Here is a 16,430-nt window from a genome sequence, read left to right on the forward strand (position 1 = left end):
TAATTTCGGTTATTTAGCCGCTTGTGATTTAAGTGTTTTTCATGCACTTGTTCTCAACATAGCGGTTTTAGGATTTTTGTCAAGCGAGGTGATTTGCCCCGTGCCCTACCTTTTGATTTTGATTCGTTTGGGTTTGATTTTTTGGTTGGATTGGAATAAAATTCGTATAAGAGGACTGCCATTTTTTCGACAAACCTATTCCCGAACCCCCCAAAATCAATCCCGAACCTATTTTTTTATAAAGTAAAATCAAATGGTTAAGGTGTGAAAAATAAGGAGTTCGAGTCCTGCCGTGGACACCATTTTTTATTTTTGAAACAGTTGGCCCTCGCCCTTTTAGAGGTAAGGGCGTTGCTAATCTTGAAATGGATTGTAACGGCCACGCTGTTTTTTGATGTTGGCACGGTTGGTTTTTTGTACAAGCCGCCGCTCAATAGAAGCTTTAGTAGGCCGTGTTTTACGGCGGGCTTTTGGAGGTGGAGCGAAAGCTTCCTCTAAAAGCGCGCAAAGGCGTGCCCGCGCATCAGCACGGTTGCGTGCAAGACTACGAAAACGGTCGGCTTTAATCAGCATGCTTCCATCATGGTTGAGGCGTTGACCTGCTAATTTATTTAATTTTTCGTGAACTAAGGGGGGAAGTTTGGCGAGGATTGGAAAAAAGCGTAATTGCACGCCGCAAGCTACTTTATTGACGTTTTGACCGCCTGGACCGCCAAAGCTTAAAAAACTCTCTTCTACGAAGGGCGGGTTTAATAAATCCTTGATTAAAAAAGGTGGGGATGATGATTCTTTAGGAAAAATATTTAGATCGCGGGACTTTGCCATAATTTGTACCATATTCGTTTTAAACTAAATATGCGTTATGGTAGCGTGATAGCCGTATTAAAGAAAGGGGCTCTTATGAACAATCCCGTACTCAGCCACCAATCCATTGTACTTGTGGATGATGATCGCAACATTTTAACATCTGTTTCCATTGCTTTGGAAGCGGAGGGGTATCGCGTTGAAACTTATACAGATGGGGCTTCAGCCTTGGAGGGGCTTTTGGCCAAGGCTCCCAATTTGGCAATTTTTGATATTAAAATGCCGCGTATGGATGGTATGGAACTTTTGCGGCGTTTACGGCAGAAATCTGATTTGCCCGTGATATTTCTTACTTCAAAAGATGATGAGATTGACGAATTGTTTGGGCTTAAGATGGGTGCTGATGATTTTATTACTAAGCCTTTTTCACAGCGCCTTTTGGTGGAGCGTGTGCGGGCAGTTTTGCGTCGTGCCGCGGCGCGTAACGAGCCTGTTAAACCAGGAGCTGAGCCTCCAACTTCACTGAAACGCGGCCACTTGCTGATGGACCAAGAGCGTCATACTTGTACATGGAAGGGGGCATCAGTTACTCTTACGGTTACCGAGTTTTTGATTTTGCAGGCTTTGGCACAGCGACCGGGTGTGGTAAAAAGCCGAGATGCGTTAATGGATGCAGCTTATAGTGACCAAGTCTATGTAGATGACCGTACCATTGATAGTCATATTAAGCGGCTGCGCAAAAAATTTAAGCAGGTGGATGATTCTTTTGGCATGATTGAGACTCTTTATGGGGTTGGTTATCGCTTTCGTGAAGCTTAAGGTCTTTTCCTCTAGAGACGGTTAAGGCAAGAATGGCCATTATGGCGAAAAATGTAACAAGAAAAAGGCGATTTTTAAAACCTTTTACGCGATGTTTGCGGGGGAGGTGGTGGGTAATTTTGAAACGCCGCCGGCTTGTTGAGCAGTTATTTTTTTCGAGCCTAACGCGTCGTATTGTATTTCTCAATCTCACGGCCTTAGCGGTCTTGTTAATGGGGATTATGTATCTTAATCAGTTTCGTGATGGATTGATCGATGCAAAGATCGAAAGTTTACGGATCCAAGGGGAAATTATTGCTGGGGCTATTGCTACTTCTTCAAGCAACCATGCGGATGCGCTTTTGATCAGCCCCGAAAAGCTCTTGGATTTGCAAGCAGGGCAGAATACGATTAGTAAATCCACGGGTACTGATAATTGGGATTTTCCTATCAATCCAGAACGAGTAGCGCCGTTTTTACGCCGTATTATCAAACCAAAAACTACCCGTGCCCGTATTTATGATGATGATTGTAACTTGCTACTGGATTCTAAATTCTTATATTTGAGTAGTCAAATTTTTAGCTACCAAGCGCCAGATATGAGTCAAACACCTAGAAGTTTTTGGCAAAAGATGGAGGCTTTTTTCTCTCATATTTTCTATGGCGGCTTTGCTTCTCCTGTTTCTCTCGCTAATAAAAATATTGCTGAGGAGGTGGCGGAAAAGGCGCTTTCTGGGCATACAGCTACGGCGCAAAACCGTAATAATGAAGGACAGTTGATTGTTTATGTTGCTGTACCAGTGCAACGCTTTCATACCATGATTGGGGCTTTAGTACTTTCCACTATTGGCTCTGATATTGATCATCTTATTAAAGCGGAGCGCGTAGCAATTTTTAAGGTGTTCGCCACGGTGGCATCTGTGTTATTAGTGCTTTCTTTATTCTTAGCTTATACGGTTGCTAACCCTTTACATAAATTAGCAGCTGCCGCGGATCGCGTGCGCAATGGTCACAATAAGCGGGTTGCTATTCCCGATTTTTCTGAGCGTCACGACGAGGTGGGGCATCTTTCTAGTGCCATTAGTGCAATGACCGATGCACTTTATTTAAGGATTGAAGCCATTGAACGCTTTGCAGCTGATGTGAGTCATGAATTGAAAAACCCGTTGACATCTTTACGGAGCGCTGTGGAAACTCTTCCGTTGGCTAAAAATCAAGCGACACGTGATAAATTATTGTCGATTATTGAACACGATGTGCGTCGTCTTGATCGGTTAATCACGGATATTGCTGACGCTTCGCGTCTTGATGCGGAATTAGGACGAGAAGCGATGCAGAAGGTGGATATGGTAGCACTGCTTGAAAGCTTAGTGGGGGCCGCCCGTGAAGTACAAAAAGGCAAGCATCGTGTAGCGATTGAACTTAACATTGCTCCTTATCCTGGTAGGTGCTCTTATATGGTTACCGGCCATGATTTACGTTTAGGGCAGGTGATTTCAAATTTAATTGAGAATGCACGTTCTTTTGTCTCTAAAGATAATGGACTTATCCGAGTGATGCTTTCTTCTACCAAAACCATGTTGAAAGTTGTAGTTGAGGATAATGGGCCAGGGATTCGAGCTCAGAATATTGAACGGATTTTTGAACGTTTTTATACAGATCGACCCGAGGAAGATGCTTTTGGGCAGAATTCTGGTTTGGGGCTTTCTATTAGCCGTCAGATTATTGAGGCTCATTATGGGACGTTGAGCGCTGAAAACATTTACGATCCCGTTTGTGGCGACAAAAAAAAGGGAGCGCGCTTCATTATCCTTCTGCCGTTACTGCGCTAGATGGGCCGTGAAACGCTGTGAGACGCCGGCATTTATTTGCGGAAGATAAAGCGAAAAGAGATGATATTATGAAGACAGTGCGGGGAAAGGTATCGGTTTTCACCGAATTATCGCAAGGCGGTCTTGTGCACGGTAATTGTCTTGAGGTCGCGGGGCGTGGCTTTTTACTGTTAGGTGAATCGGGAGCTGGTAAGTCTACGCTTAGTTTGAGCCTTATTGAGCGAGCGGGCTGGGCTGGACGGGCTGCCTTCCTTATTAGCGATGATTACACCCATCTTTTTGTTGAGGATAGTGTAATATATGCTCAAGGAGCGGGGCATTTGCGCGGGGCGATTGAGATCCGCGGTGCAGGCCTTTATAAAATCGCCGCCCAGGAGAAAACTAAGCTATATAAGGTCATTTGGTTACATCAAGAAAAAGCGCAGCGCTATCCAGATGACGAAAAGATTATGTTTGGCGACGTGTCGCTACCGCTACTTTATCTCCCGCCATTAGGATATGCTGATGCTATAGCGCTTTGCCATGCCATAGAAGCTTTTTGCTTTGGTGAGAAATGGTCTGAAGGTAGTGAAAAGGGTAATTTTTGAAGGTATTTTAAAATTTTACTTGGGAAGTAAGAAAAAGCTAGGTATTATGAGGTTTTATAGTTATTTCGCTTAAAAAGGAGCGTTCAATGGTCGGACTCGTTCTTGTGACACATGGGAATTTGGCCGAAGAATTTTTGCATGCGGTAGAGCATGTCGTTGGTCCACAAGATCATTTTGCGACGATTTGTATTGGTCCTGATGATGATATGGAGCGGCGACGCCAAGATATTTTGCAAGCGGTTAAGCAGGTATCCATTTCACGTGGCGTGATTATTCTGACAGATATGTTTGGTGGAACACCTTCCAATATGGCGATCTCTGTAATGGAAGAAGGAGCGATTGAAGTAATTGCTGGGGTTAATTTGCCACTTTTGATTAAATTAGTTTCCCTGCGTCAATGCCCAGAATTTAGCATGGCAGAAATTTTATCTGCAGCTCAAGAAGCAGGTCGAAAATATATCACTATTCCCAGTATGATCCTTGCGGATAGGGCATAATGAGTGAAGACTGCTTGGTTCGCCGTTTTATGATTGGCAATAAAAGAGGGTTGCACGCACGTGCATCAGCAAAATTTGTGCAAACTGTTGAAAAATTTGATGCTCGTATTTCAGTAGAGAAAGATGGGCAGCGGGTGGGGGGTACTTCTATTATGGGTTTGATGATGCTGGCGGCTTCTCAAGGGTGTGAAATCTATGTGTGGGCAGATGGTCGAGAAGCTTATGAAGCGTTGGAGTCCCTAAGAAATTTGATTGATAATAAATTTGGCGAAGACGTATAGGCTTAATTTAATCTTGAATATACAAGTAAAAATTTAAGCATTACTAACGTTAATGAGCTTTTATTTTTATATGGAGCCTTGTTCTGAATCCTAATCCCCTTTTTTTGAATAAGGCGGAATTTTTAGCGAGCCCGAATTTGGTAATCTTTCACTGCTTTAAAGGTGATTTTGGGCGCCCGTTCGGCTTCATAATTAAGTGAGAAACTGTTTTCAGCGAGAAAAACGGGGTCGTTATCAAGATCGTGGGCGATGGCAGCCCGTTTGTTTGTGATAAATTGTTTTAAATCGGCGGGGATTTCAGAACTAATCCAGCGGCAAAGCTGAAACCGTGCTGGTTCAAAGCCTACAGGCAGGTTGTATTCAATTTTTAAGCGCTCAGTTAAGACGTCAATTTGTAAAGCGCCAATGACCCCGATGATGGCAGGAGAGCCATCTTCTGGATTAAATAGCTGTACCACGCCTTCCTGAGCCATTTGTTCTAGGGCTTCTTTGAGCTTTTTGGCTTTCATCGGATCTTGCAGACGGACGCGGCGCAGGATTTCGGGTGCGAAATTAGGCACGCCTTTGAAGATGATATCTTCACCTTCACTTAATGTGTCGCCGATGCGCAAAATCCCGTGGTTAGGGATGCCCACTACATCGCCTGCATATGCGCAATCAGCAATGGAGCGGGTGCGAGCAAAAAAGAATTGTGGTGTAGAAAGGGTGATCGATTTTCCAGTGCGTACCAATTTTACTTTCATTCCGCGACTTAATGCGCCTGAGCACACACGAAGAAAGGCGATGCGGTCACGGTGGTTTGGATCCATATTGGCTTGGATTTTAAATACAAAGCCTGTCATTTTTGGCTCAATTGCTGCAATGGAACGCGTATCCGCCTGTTGGTTACGCGGTGCTGGTGCAAAGTCTATGAGTGCTTTAATAAGATCCCTTACTCCATAATTGCGTAAGGCTGAACCAAAATAGATAGGGGTCATATGGCCTTCATCAAAGGCCGCTTGTTTGAAAGGATGGTACGCGCTTTGCGCTAAGTTAAGCCCATCAAGGAAGGCTTGTTGTTCACCTTTTGGTAAAAGGTTAGCGGCTTCCTGCGGGCTTGCTTCTATTGGGTTGGGGCTATCATCTTTTTGTCGCAAGGTGTTTTTGTGGAGTGAAAAGGTGCCAGAAAAATTTTTACCAGCTCCGATTGGCCAATTGATTGGTGCTGTTGTGAGAGCCAATTTTTGTTCAATTTCATCAAGAAGGTCTAAAGGATCGCGCGCCTCGCGATCCATTTTATTGATGAAGGTGATAATAGGTATGTCACGCATCCGACATACTTCAAACAGTTTTAGAGTTCTTGGTTCAATCCCACGTGCGGCGTCTAAAACCATAATGGCGCTATCAACCGCGGTGAGGGTGCGATAGGTATCATCAGCGAAATCTTCGTGCCCCGGGGTATCCAGAAGATTTAAAATATGATCTTCATATTCAAATGTCATCACGGAGGTGACGACGGAGATGCCGCGATCACGCTCAATATTCATCCAATCGGAACGTGATTGCACGCGATTTTTTTTAGCTTTAACTTCTCCAGCCAATTGGATAGCACCACCAAATAGCAAGAGTTTTTCGGTGAGGGTGGTTTTTCCAGCATCAGGATGAGCGATGATAGCAAAACTTCGTCGCCGCTGGACTTCATTTTGTAAAGACATTTATTTTCCTTGGCTCATTTGGTTCGATAAGGCCTTAGAAATAAGGGAGCGTGTCTCCTCGATTCCATAAAGTGCTATAAAAGAGCCAAAGCGTGGACCCTGCTCTTGGCCGATGAGGACTTGATAAAGCATCTTGAAAAAGCCCAAAGAAACGCTTGGTCCTCCATCGGGAGCCTTTTTGTTGAAATCTTGATAAAGGGGTGTGGTACGGCCTACCTCAAGAAGGGTATTTTGGATTGTGGAGGTGTCGCTTTGAGGGGGGAGCGCTTTTAGTGCCTGATTCAGTGCGTTCAGAACATCTTTCTCTTCCGCGGTGGGAGTGCGGAATTTTTTATGAGGGCGTACGAAATCTTGGTAATAGCGAATGGAAAATTCTACTAAACGCGCCAGTTCAGGATATTTCTCCGCTTGAAGATCTGAATTATAGCGCGAAATGAAACCCCATAGAACCTCTTGGTTTTCGGCGTTAGAGGCGCTAACTAAATTTAGAAGCATAGAAAAAGGAATAGGCATGTCATGAGCAGGCGGTTTTCCGCTATGAATGTGCCAAATAGGATTTTGTAATTGATCTTTCAGCTCTTGTCGAGGATAGGCGGCAAGATGGGTATAGTAATCGTCAACGGCTTTGGGGATGCAATCAAAATAAAGTCGCTTTGCGGTTTTAGGTTTTTGATACATATAAAAGCTTAAGCTTTCCGTAGGCGCATAGGTTAGCCACTCGTCAATAGCGAGGCCATTACCTTTGGATTTGGAGATTTTTTGCCCCTTTTCATCCAAGAATAGCTCGTAATTGAAACCTTCAGGGGGCAAATATCCTAAAGCACGGCAAATTTTTGAGGAGAGGGTGACAGAATCTATCAAATCCTTTCCAGCCATTTCGTAATCAATATTAAGAGCCATCCAGCGCATGGCCCAATCAACTTTCCATTGGCATTTGACATGCCCACTTGTGACGCTTGTTTCAATCAAATCGCCGGTTTCTGGTTCAATATAGCTGATGGTTCCCGCTTCGACATTGCGCTCTACCATAGGAACTTGCAAAACTTTGCCTGATATAGGGGAGATAGGCAAAAAAGGTGAATAGGTTGCACGGCGTTCTTCTCCTAGAGTGGGGAGAATGATGTCCATGACTTTGTCATAGGCTGAGAGAATTTTTAATAAAGCATTATCAAAGCGTCCTGCTTTATAATAGGCACTTGCGCTTGCAAAGCTATATTCAAAGCCAAATCGGTCAAGAAAGGCTTGTAAACGGGCGTTATTCCCTGCTCCGAAAGAGGGGTGTTCATTAGATATGGGGTCGGGCACTTGGGTGAGGGGCTTACCTAAATAGCGAGCCATCATTTCCCGATTAGGGATATTATCGGGGACTTTTCGTAGGCCATCCATATCATCAGAAAAGCAAAGCAATTGGGTTTTTACGGCATTATTGGTGAGGACATGGAAGGCATAACGTACCATAGTGGTGCGGGCAACTTCTCCAAAGGTACCAAGGTGGGGTAGACCGGAGGGGCCATAGCCAGTTTCAAAAGTTATGGTTTCTGGGAATCCTGTCTTTTCGTAACGCTTGATGATTTTGCGCGCTTCCTGAAAGGGCCAAGCCTTTGATTCATTGCCTAAAGCCATATGTTCCGGTGTGAGTGCAAAATAACCCCGCATGCTTTATATCCTTAAATTTACGGTAAACCTCATCTAGTTAAGCGATTTGCTACGGAGCGTCAATCAATGATACGGTAAAAAAACATTGAACTGGCTTCCTTCGTTTAGGCGTGAATAAATGGTGAGCTTTCCATTATAAAGGTTCAAGATATGTTTTACAATCGAAAGTCCAAGGCCTGTACCTTTGTGGTGTTTTTGGCTTGTATCAACACGGTAGAAACGTTCGGTTAAGCGGGGTATGTGTTCGCGGGCTATTCCGATTCCGTAATCTTGGATTGTGACGGTGATACCGTAGGCATCTGATTGGCTTTTAATACTGACTTTACCGCCACTTCTTCCATATTTACAGGCGTTTTCGATTAGATTTTGGAATAGTTGGATCAGGTCATCACTTACTGCCAAGAGAGGAGGAAGCGGGGTAGGCGATTCTGTCAAAGTGATCTCGACCGAAAGGCTTGTGGCAAGAGGGGTGAGGCTATCGCATACTTGCTGTAGAATATCGTGGACGTTGAGAGCCACTGGATTAAGGAGACTATGGCGCATTTCTAATCTTGAAAGAGAAAGAAGGTCATCAATAAGTTTGCCCATCCGTAACGCTTGATCTTGCATGATAGAGAGGAATTTTTCGCGTGTCTCTTCATCGTGTTTGGCTGTGCCACGCAACGTTTCTATAAAACCGCTAAGGGAGGCGAGGGGGGTGCGTAATTCGTGACTAGCGTTGGCGACGAAGTCAGAGCGCATTTTTTCTACATGATAGGTATGGGTATGATCTTGCAAAAGACATAAGACGTTTTGGTTTGGGAAAAGAGCGAGATAGGCGATAAAAAATCGTTCAGCTTGTCTTTTTTCTTGATAATTAACGGATACGTTTTTTCCGTCTTGTCGACATTTTTGGATTGCCTTTATCAGCTCTGGGGCACGAAAATGGCTGGTAAAATTCTGGGTGGGGCTGATGGTCGGAAAATATTCTCTGGCCGCTTTATTTAGAAAGCTGATGTGATTACACTCATTAAGTAAAAACAAAGCATTAGGCAGGTAATCGGCAAGTTGCTCATCACTAAAAGGGATTGGGAGCTTGGCAGATGGGCGGTGGGTGGGGATAGCTCTATTGTCAGAAGGGACATGCAGCCAGTAAAAAGCCATGACTATTAGCAAGATACCAAAATTAAGAGGTGCGGAGGAGGGGATAGCTAGGGTTAAGAAAAATCCGCAGATTGCTAAAACAAAAACCAATATTGAGTGCATTTACAATCACCTTAAGTAGATCACAATAATTTGATATTTAAGAATAGAAAAATTTATTTATATTGATTCCTTCTCTTAAAGGTGATAGCTTAAGTATGTATTATAGTATTACAATGTCATTGTTGCAAAAAATAATCATGGAAGAATAGTGCGTTTATCTCTATTGAGTGATAATGAAAATCATGAAATAAATGATAAGGAAAATTATGAAAAATCCATTAAAAAACTATAAGGAAGCTGAAGAAAAAACTACTTTCATAGATAAAAGAGAGAGACGACGACTAATTTTTGCTGCAGGCGCAGGAAATTTTCTTGAAGTTTTTGATTTCACGGTATATAGTTTTTTTGCCGCTACTATTGGTATAGTTTTTTTTAATGTTGATGATTCGATTGTTTCATTGCTTATTTCTGTCTCGGTATTTGGTGTCGGTTTTATTATGCGGCCTCTGGGTAGCATAATTATTGGTTCTTATGCAGATCGCAGCGGGCGTAAGGCAGCTATGCTTTTAACCATTGTTTTAATGGCCTTTGGCAGCATGCTCATTGCTTTTACTCCACCCTATCATATTTTGGGTATCGCTGCTCCTATGCTTATTGTACTAGGACGATTGGTGCAAGGTTTTTCTGCTGGCGGCGAAATTGGCGCGGCAACTGCGCTTTTGATGGAGTCAGCTACGCCAAAAAACCAAGGATTTTATGTAAGCTGGCTTTATGTCGGCTAAGCCTCTGCTTCAATTTGCGGCTCTTTTCTTGCAGCAGGACTTGATCATACGCTTACGTCTACTCAAATGCAGAGCTGGGGATGGCGCGTACCATTTATCCTTTCGCTTTTAATCATTCCAGTAGGGCTTTATTGCCGGCGCCATTTGGAAGAAACTTATGGTGATGATCACCCCCATATCCCCAAATTGCGATATCCTTTTAAAGAATTGGTGATTCTCCATTGGAGAGATATTTTAAAAGGGATTTTGATAATTTTCCCTGGCACGGCTACGATGTATATTTTGATTTTTTATATGCCCAATTATCTGCAGATTACAACCCATATATCACCAACCAATGCTTTTTTAGTTTCTACTTATGGTAGCGTTATTATGGGAATTTTTGCCTTTATATCTGGATTCGTTTATGATAACATAGAAAATACCAAGAAAACTCTATTGATAATCATAGGTATTTCTTTCATTTCATCTTATTTTACTTTTTATTTTCTAAATAATACATTATTTTTCTTTCTTTTATATGCTGTCGATACGGCTTGTATTGGCCTTATTATTTCAATATCTACTTTATTCATTGCCCGAGCATTTGCCCAAAATATTCGTGCTACTGCTGCAGCGGTGATTTATGCCTTTGGGGTAACAATTTTTGGTAGCATCGCACAAGCTACTGTAACTTTATTTTTGAAACTATCCCATAACAACATTATGGCACCCTTTTGGTATGTCGGCCTTTCTCTTGTTTGTGGTTGGTTTGCTGTACTTTTTTTCCCATCTTCTCAATATAAAGGTTCGGTATTATGACATCTTATTCTCCTGAAACACAAAGAATTTTTGATTATATCGGCCGGTTTTTGCCAGAAATGGTAGACATTCGCCATGATATTCACGCCCATCCAGAACTTTCTTATGAAGAACATCGCACTGCCGCTTTAGTTGCTGATCTTTTAAAGCAATGGGGCTACGAGGTTGCAACTGGCATTGGGAAAACTGGGGTAGTTGGACGCCTGAAAGTGGGGGACGGAACAAAATCAATCGGTATCCGTGCGGATTTTGATGCTTTACCCCTTCAAGAAATGACTAATCTTCCTTATCAAAGTCAATATAGCGGAAGGATGCATGCTTGTGGTCATGACGGCCATACCACGATGCTATTGGCAGCAGCGCGTTATTTAAGTGAAACGAAAAACTTTAATGGCACCTTGAATCTTATTTTCCAACCTGCTGAAGAAGGGGGAGCGGGTGCAAAAGCCATGATTGATGACGGGCTTTTTAAAAAATTCCCGGTTGATGCGGTTTTCGGAATGCACAATTGGCCTAATGGCAAGCTTGGGGCTTTGGCTGCTCGCAGTGGGCCGTTTTTCGCGGCAGATGGTGGGTTTAAGTTGACTATCCGGGGTAAAGGGGGTCATGGAGCGAGCCCTGACGCAACCGTAGATCCGATCATTGTAGGAGCTTCGATCGTTCAAGCTTTGCAAACCGTTGTTTCGCGCAATGTTTCTCCGCTAGACTCGGCGGTAATTACTGTGGGAAGTTTCCAATCAGGCTTTGCCCCGAATGTGATTCCTGCCAAAGCCGAGCTTTTGGTAACTGTGCGCTCATACACACAGGAAGTGCGTGCGCTGTTGCGTAAGAGGATAGAAGAGGTTGTTACTCACCAAGCCCAAAGCTTTGGCGCGGAGGTTGAATTCGCCTATACTGTGGGTTATCCCGCTCTTGTTAATCATCCTGCGCAAACTGATTTTGCTTTGGAAGTAGCGGAAAGAGCTCTTGGGACTGAAAATGTCGATCGAAATATTGGGCTTGTTTTGGGGAGTGAAGATTTTTCCTATATGTTGGAAGAGTGCCCAGGTTGCTATTTGCTAATTGGAAACGGGCCTTGTGCTACCATCCACAGTCCTCATTATGATTTTAACGATGATTTGATTCCGATCGGGGGCTGTTATTGGGCACGATTGACTGAAGAGTTTTTGCGATAGGGCTTGAGAAAGCTGCGCCTCTAAGGGGGGCGCAGCTTAAAGATAGGGTTTATTCATAAGGCGTTGCCTAAGCCTCAATATTAGCAAAAAGTGCAGTAGATAGATAGCGTTCAGCAAAAGAAGGGATAATAGTTACTAGGGTTTTGTTTGCATTTTCTTGGCGTTGTCCTACTATAGTAGCGGCCTGCAGCGCTGCGCCAGAAGAAAGACCAACGGCAATACCTTCAAGGCGCGCTAGGGTTTGTGCTTGTTCTATGGCATCGCTATCAGCTACGGATATGACTTCATCGTAAATATTTGTATTAAGGATTTTGGGGATAAAGCCTGGGCCGATGCCTTGAATTTTATGGGGTCCTGCGGTGCCACCTGATAAAACTGGTGAGCCTTCGGGCTCTACAGCGGTGATTTTTATTGTTTCTTTACGTGATTTAAGAACCTGTCCTACTCCACTGATGGTGCCGCCCGTACCTACGCCAGCGATGAAAAGGTCAACCGCTCCTTTTGTGTCATTCCAGATTTCTTCAGCAGTGGTATCGGCGTGGATTTGCGGGTTGGCAGGGTTTTCGAACTGCTTAACAAGAAGGGCATTTTTTACAGTTTTGGCGAGTTCTTCTGCTTGAGCGATTGCACCTTTCATACCCTTTGCACCATCGGTGAGAATGAGTTCTGCACCTAAGAATTTTAGTAGGCGTCGGCGTTCAAGTGACATGGTTTCAGGCATAGTAAGGATAAGACGATAGCCTTTAGCAGCAGCAACAAAAGCCAAAGCGATTCCTGTATTGCCAGAGGTGGCCTCAATAAGGGTAGTATAACCAGGGGTGGCTTTGTTGATTTTTTCTAATCTTTCAACCATAGCAAGGCCGATACGGTCTTTGACACTTGCAAAGGGGTTAAAAAACTCTAATTTTAGTAAGAGCCGCGCTTTAATCCCCTTTTTTTGGGCAAAGCGACGAGCTTCCACTAGAGGAGTTGAGCCAATTGTTTCAAGTATGGAAGGATAGACTTGGTTACGTTTATAAATTTCGGGCATTATTCTCTCCTTATAAAAGTAAAATAACGCTTTAGGATTTAAAGTCCTAGGAATAATATTCTATATTTAAAGTGCAAATAGATTGTTTTTCTATAATTTTAAATTTATTTAAAATATGTTTTAAATTATATGAGGATGGTAATGGATATTTTGAGGCTAAAGAGTTTTTATACTTCTCCTTTGGGCCAATGTGTAAGAAATACAATTGGCCAAAAGCTTGAGAAAAAATGGCCCCCACTGGGTGGTATGCGGGTTTTAGGGCTAGGTTATACTATGCCTTATTTATCTTATCCCGCTCTAGCGGCGGAGCGTTGCTTTGCCTTTATGCTAGCGCGGCACGGAGCAGAAATATGGCCCCAAGCGAACCGCGTGGCAAGTGCTTTGGTTTTCGAGGAAGACCTTCCTTTGCCCGATGCTTCAGTGGATTATATACTGCTTGCCCATGCCTTAGAATACGCCGATAATATTGAAGAAACTTTACATGAACTATGGCGGGTATTAACGCCTAATGGGAAGATTTTGCTTGTTATCCCTAATCGGCGTAGTTTTTGGACGTTGTATGATAATACTCCTTTCGGAGCAGGGCAACCTTATAGTAAGCGACAATTGCGGGCTTTAGTACGAAAAGGGAATTTTCAAATTGATTCGATGGAAGAGGTTGTCCATTTCCTGCCCTCGCAAAAGCACTTTTTACGGCTATTTTCTCGGATTTATGAGCCAACGGCTCGCAATTATTTTCGTTTTTTTGGAGCGGCGCTTTTGGTTGTAATTCGTAAGGATTTTTATCAAGGCGCCGCAATCACTCGCCAATCCCGACGCTTTTTTATGCCGGTTTGGCGCCCTTTATCTCCTACGCAGTGCGTTGCTTCTGATTCCTTTAAAAAAGATCAACTTATTAAGTGATAGCCACCGTTATTGGTGATTAAAATCCGAGCTTGTGAGGGATTTTTTTCAATTTTCTGGCGCAATCGATAGACATGGGTTTCTAATGTATGTGTGGTGACACCGGAATTATAACCCCAAACTTTTTCTAGTAGGGTTTCACGGCTGACGATTTTACCCCCGGCGCGATAAAGATATTTGATGATTGCAGCTTCTTTTTCTGTGAGGCGTACCTTGCCTCCTTTATCATCAAGTAAGGCTTTTTGCCCAGGCTTAAATATATAGGGGCCGATTTTAAAGGTTGCGTCTTCGCTTTGTTCGTGCTGGCGTAATTGGGCTCTTATGCGTGCAAGCAGGACAGAAAGTCGAAATGGTTTGGTTATGTAATCATTTGCTCCTGCTTCAAGGCCTAAAACTGTATCTGCATCAGTATCATGACCGGTTAGCATAATAACGGGAACACGGAAGCCGCTTTCGCGTAGTTTCCTGACGGCATCTCGGCCATCAAGATCAGGGAGGCCAACATCCATGATCACAAGGTCAATATTGCCGCGATTGGCAATATTTATTCCTTCAATGGCGGTACTAGCTTCTAATATATGGAATTCTTCGCTTAATTGCTCTACCAAAATAGCGCGTAGATCGTCATCATCAATGATTAAGATTGTGCGATTGGTCATTTTTTTCCTATATTCATCATTACATTTTTCTACCATTGTCTTAATAGTTTTATAGAAAAAGAGCCCGTATGCAAGTAAAATTCAAGCAATCTTTGCTACAAAAACCAAATACTTTTCTAGCATTATCGTATGTAGACAATTAGGGCAAGGAGTGTGTAGCATTTTGGTATTGAGCTCTTTATTTTGCTGTTATGCTTTATGTAATCGATGAGCTTTTCAAAGGAGTGAAGAGAGGCCACCCATCCGGCAGATTTCTGCCCATTCTGCAGGGCGTACAGGTTGAACTGAAAGCCTTTGGGCTTTGACAAGCGCCATATCGGTCAGTAAAGGATTGGTTTTGATAGCTTTAAGACTGACAGGCAGAGGCATATCGCATAGAGCGCGAATGTTAACACAGTCCCAGCGGGCGTCACAACTTGTGGAGTCAGGATGGCTTGTAGCACAAATCTCGACAATACCAACGATCTCTAAGCCTTGATTGGAGTGGTAGAAAAAGCCTTTATCATGGAGAGCCATAGCGCGCATGAAATTGCGAGCCTGATAATTACGCACGCCGCTCCATTCTTCCCCTTCGGCGCCTTTGGCCTTTTGCATAGCCCATGACCATTTGGACGGTTCTGATTTAAAAAGCCAATAAGTCATAGGCACTCGCTATTAACATAGGTTGGTATTTTGCAGGGTGAATGAGCCATTGCAATAGTTGTTGACATAATGTTGCAAAACATAGCTAATCTTCTTCTTTTAGCGGGCGGTTAATCAAAGCATTGATGGCATCTTCGACACTATAGGCGCCAGAAATCAGCATGGCTATGGTGTGAATGATGGGGGCGTTTATGTTTTTATCTGCACATAATTTTGCGGCGATAGGTGCTGTCGCGACCCCTTCAGCCAATTTTAAGGAGGCGGTGTGTTCCCCTTTAGCAAGTGCCATGCCGTAAGAAAAGTTGCGCGATTGTGGTGAGGAACAGGTAAGGATAAGATCTCCTAGCACGGACAGTCCTGCCATAGTGTGTGGTTTGGCTCCAAAGGACGCACTAATACGGCGAATTTCAGCAAAGCCGCGAGTGATGAGAGCCGCATTGGCGCTGGCGCCGAGCCCTCTGCCGGCCGCGACGCCTGCCGCTAAGGCGAGGACATTTTTTAAGGAACCACCAATTTCAACACCGATAACATCATCACTTGAGTAACAGCGAAAATGGGCGCTAGAGAGGATATATGCCAAGCTTTTGGCTTTATTAAGATCCGGTGCGGCGATGGTGACGGCGGCGGGGTTGGAGCGCGCTACATCTTCAGCAAAGCTTGGGCCAGAGAGGATGGCAAAGTCGTGGTCGGGCAAAAGGGTTGCAACAACTTCACTCATAAAAGCACCGCTTGTACGTTCTATGCCTTTAGCGCACAAGACAAGAGGAACTCTTGCAGGAATGAGGGGCGTTAACATCTCTAAAGCGTCCCGTAAAGACTGAGCAGGAATGGTGACAAGGATAAGATCTGTGTTTTTAAGGACAAGGGAAGGATCGGTGTGGGCTGTGATGCGGGGAGAAAGGGGGATAGAGCCTAAATATTTTTCATTGCGTTTATCCGTATTGATTGCTTTTATTAAAGCGCTGTCACGCCCGTAAAGCCATGTTTCATGACCGTTTTCGCTGTTCATATGGGCGAGTGCGCTTCCCCAAGCGCCAGCTCCTAAGATGGCTATTTTTCTCTTTATTGGCCGCGTAGTGCTTTGTATAGATGGTGCGGGATGAA

15 protein-coding genes and 1 pseudogene are annotated in these 16,430 nt (G+C 43.7%); 8 read left to right on the forward strand and 8 right to left on the reverse strand.

The window, feature by feature from the left end:
• Positions 1-354: 354 nt before the first annotated feature.
• Complete coding sequence (gene arfB, locus ACK28X_RS04205) at positions 355-825, reverse strand: alternative ribosome rescue aminoacyl-tRNA hydrolase ArfB (RefSeq protein WP_412057211.1); 471 nt, start codon at positions 823-825, stop codon at positions 355-357.
• A 75-nt stretch (positions 826-900) separates the two neighbouring features.
• On the opposite strand from arfB, the gene ACK28X_RS04210 reads away from it, so the two are divergent.
• The 5 genes from ACK28X_RS04210 to ACK28X_RS04230 all read left to right on the forward strand — a co-directional run bounded on the left by ACK28X_RS04210 (position 901) and on the right by ACK28X_RS04230 (position 4,799).
• Entirely contained in the window at positions 901-1,623 is a 723-nt protein-coding gene (locus ACK28X_RS04210; RefSeq protein WP_412057212.1) for a response regulator, read from the forward strand.
• A gap of 32 nt (positions 1,624-1,655) precedes the next feature.
• On the forward strand, positions 1,656-3,434 hold the full coding sequence (locus ACK28X_RS04215) for a stimulus-sensing domain-containing protein (RefSeq protein WP_412057213.1): 1,779 nt from the start codon (positions 1,656-1,658) through the stop codon (positions 3,432-3,434).
• A gap of 68 nt (positions 3,435-3,502) precedes the next feature.
• On the forward strand, positions 3,503-4,021 hold the full coding sequence (locus tag ACK28X_RS04220) for an HPr kinase/phosphorylase (protein WP_412057214.1): 519 nt from the start codon (positions 3,503-3,505) through the stop codon (positions 4,019-4,021).
• Positions 4,022-4,107: 86 nt separating this feature from the next.
• Positions 4,108-4,518 carry a PTS sugar transporter subunit IIA gene (locus ACK28X_RS04225; protein WP_412057215.1) on the forward strand — a complete coding sequence of 137 codons (411 nt, stop codon included), beginning with the start codon at positions 4,108-4,110 and terminating at the stop codon, positions 4,516-4,518.
• A complete protein-coding gene (locus ACK28X_RS04230) occupies positions 4,518-4,799 on the forward strand; it encodes an HPr family phosphocarrier protein (RefSeq protein ID WP_412057216.1) in 282 nt (93 codons plus the stop codon). Before ACK28X_RS04225 ends, ACK28X_RS04230 begins: the two co-directional genes overlap by 1 nt.
• A gap of 122 nt (positions 4,800-4,921) precedes the next feature.
• Here the strand turns inward: ACK28X_RS04230 and ACK28X_RS04235 are convergent, their stop codons facing one another.
• From ACK28X_RS04235 to ACK28X_RS04245, 3 genes are all read right to left on the reverse strand, one after another.
• On the reverse strand, positions 4,922-6,493 hold the full coding sequence (locus ACK28X_RS04235) for a peptide chain release factor 3 (protein WP_412057217.1): 1,572 nt from the start codon (positions 6,491-6,493) through the stop codon (positions 4,922-4,924).
• Positions 6,494-8,149 carry a lysine--tRNA ligase gene (locus tag ACK28X_RS04240; RefSeq protein ID WP_412057218.1) on the reverse strand — a complete coding sequence of 552 codons (1,656 nt, stop codon included), beginning with the start codon at positions 8,147-8,149 and terminating at the stop codon, positions 6,494-6,496.
• 63 nt (positions 8,150-8,212) lie between these two features.
• On the reverse strand, positions 8,213-9,394 hold the full coding sequence (locus tag ACK28X_RS04245; protein WP_412057219.1) for an ATP-binding protein: 1,182 nt from the start codon (positions 9,392-9,394) through the stop codon (positions 8,213-8,215).
• 206 nt (positions 9,395-9,600) lie between these two features.
• Between ACK28X_RS04245 and ACK28X_RS04250 the strand changes: the two are divergent.
• Both ACK28X_RS04250 and ACK28X_RS04255 read left to right on the forward strand, forming a co-directional pair.
• Positions 9,601-10,917 (forward strand): annotated as a pseudogene (locus ACK28X_RS04250) (MFS transporter).
• Positions 10,914-12,092, forward strand: a complete 1,179-nt coding sequence (locus ACK28X_RS04255; protein WP_412057220.1) for a M20 aminoacylase family protein — start codon at positions 10,914-10,916, stop codon at positions 12,090-12,092. Before ACK28X_RS04250 ends, ACK28X_RS04255 begins: the two are co-directional and overlap by 4 nt.
• A 67-nt stretch (positions 12,093-12,159) precedes the next feature.
• Here ACK28X_RS04255 and cysK read toward each other — a convergent pair whose 3' ends face one another.
• On the reverse strand, positions 12,160-13,122 hold the full coding sequence (gene cysK, locus ACK28X_RS04260) for a cysteine synthase A (protein ID WP_412057221.1): 963 nt from the start codon (positions 13,120-13,122) through the stop codon (positions 12,160-12,162).
• A gap of 141 nt (positions 13,123-13,263) precedes the next feature.
• Here cysK and ACK28X_RS04265 point away from each other — a divergent pair, with 141 nt between their 5' ends.
• Positions 13,264-14,025, forward strand: coding sequence for a class I SAM-dependent methyltransferase (locus tag ACK28X_RS04265; protein WP_412057222.1), 762 nt, complete (start codon positions 13,264-13,266; stop codon positions 14,023-14,025).
• Here ACK28X_RS04265 and ACK28X_RS04270 read toward each other — a convergent pair.
• The 3 genes from ACK28X_RS04270 to ACK28X_RS04280 all read right to left on the reverse strand — a co-directional run bounded on the left by ACK28X_RS04270 (position 14,010) and on the right by ACK28X_RS04280 (position 16,392).
• Positions 14,010-14,684, reverse strand: coding sequence for a response regulator transcription factor (locus tag ACK28X_RS04270; RefSeq protein ID WP_412057223.1), 675 nt, complete (start codon positions 14,682-14,684; stop codon positions 14,010-14,012). The two genes, ACK28X_RS04265 and ACK28X_RS04270, sit on opposite strands and share 16 nt — an antisense overlap.
• A 216-nt stretch (positions 14,685-14,900) precedes the next feature.
• Positions 14,901-15,326 carry an EVE domain-containing protein gene (locus ACK28X_RS04275; RefSeq protein ID WP_412057224.1) on the reverse strand — a complete coding sequence of 142 codons (426 nt, stop codon included), beginning with the start codon at positions 15,324-15,326 and terminating at the stop codon, positions 14,901-14,903.
• Between the two features lie 85 nt (positions 15,327-15,411).
• Complete coding sequence (locus tag ACK28X_RS04280) at positions 15,412-16,392, reverse strand: NAD(P)H-dependent glycerol-3-phosphate dehydrogenase (RefSeq protein WP_412058283.1); 981 nt, start codon at positions 16,390-16,392, stop codon at positions 15,412-15,414.
• Between the last annotated feature and the right edge of the window lie 38 nt (positions 16,393-16,430).

The sequence above is a fragment of the Bartonella sp. DGB2 genome, assembly GCF_046843095.1.
GTDB lineage: Bacteria > Pseudomonadota > Alphaproteobacteria > Rhizobiales > Rhizobiaceae > Bartonella.

What these genes read in the sequence shown, in the direction of transcription:
- ACK28X_RS04265 (WP_412057222.1), top strand. Translation starts at nt 13,264, where the DNA reads ATGGATATTTTGAGGCTAAAGAGTTTTTATACTTCTCCTTTGGGCCAA.
- ACK28X_RS04275 (WP_412057224.1), bottom strand. Translation starts at nt 15,326, where the DNA reads ATGACTTATTGGCTTTTTAAATCAGAACCGTCCAAATGGTCATGGGCT.
- cysK (WP_412057221.1), bottom strand. Translation starts at nt 13,122, where the DNA reads ATGCCCGAAATTTATAAACGTAACCAAGTCTATCCTTCCATACTTGAA.
- ACK28X_RS04270 (WP_412057223.1), bottom strand. Translation starts at nt 14,684, where the DNA reads ATGACCAATCGCACAATCTTAATCATTGATGATGACGATCTACGCGCT.
- ACK28X_RS04225 (WP_412057215.1), top strand. Translation starts at nt 4,108, where the DNA reads ATGGTCGGACTCGTTCTTGTGACACATGGGAATTTGGCCGAAGAATTT.
- ACK28X_RS04215 (WP_412057213.1), top strand. Translation starts at nt 1,656, where the DNA reads ATGGCCATTATGGCGAAAAATGTAACAAGAAAAAGGCGATTTTTAAAA.
- ACK28X_RS04235 (WP_412057217.1), bottom strand. Translation starts at nt 6,493, where the DNA reads ATGTCTTTACAAAATGAAGTCCAGCGGCGACGAAGTTTTGCTATCATC.
- ACK28X_RS04220 (WP_412057214.1), top strand. Translation starts at nt 3,503, where the DNA reads ATGAAGACAGTGCGGGGAAAGGTATCGGTTTTCACCGAATTATCGCAA.
- ACK28X_RS04230 (WP_412057216.1), top strand. Translation starts at nt 4,518, where the DNA reads ATGAGTGAAGACTGCTTGGTTCGCCGTTTTATGATTGGCAATAAAAGA.
- arfB (WP_412057211.1), bottom strand. Translation starts at nt 825, where the DNA reads ATGGCAAAGTCCCGCGATCTAAATATTTTTCCTAAAGAATCATCATCC.
- ACK28X_RS04255 (WP_412057220.1), top strand. Translation starts at nt 10,914, where the DNA reads ATGACATCTTATTCTCCTGAAACACAAAGAATTTTTGATTATATCGGC.
- ACK28X_RS04240 (WP_412057218.1), bottom strand. Translation starts at nt 8,149, where the DNA reads ATGCGGGGTTATTTTGCACTCACACCGGAACATATGGCTTTAGGCAAT.
- ACK28X_RS04245 (WP_412057219.1), bottom strand. Translation starts at nt 9,394, where the DNA reads ATGCACTCAATATTGGTTTTTGTTTTAGCAATCTGCGGATTTTTCTTA.
- ACK28X_RS04210 (WP_412057212.1), top strand. Translation starts at nt 901, where the DNA reads ATGAACAATCCCGTACTCAGCCACCAATCCATTGTACTTGTGGATGAT.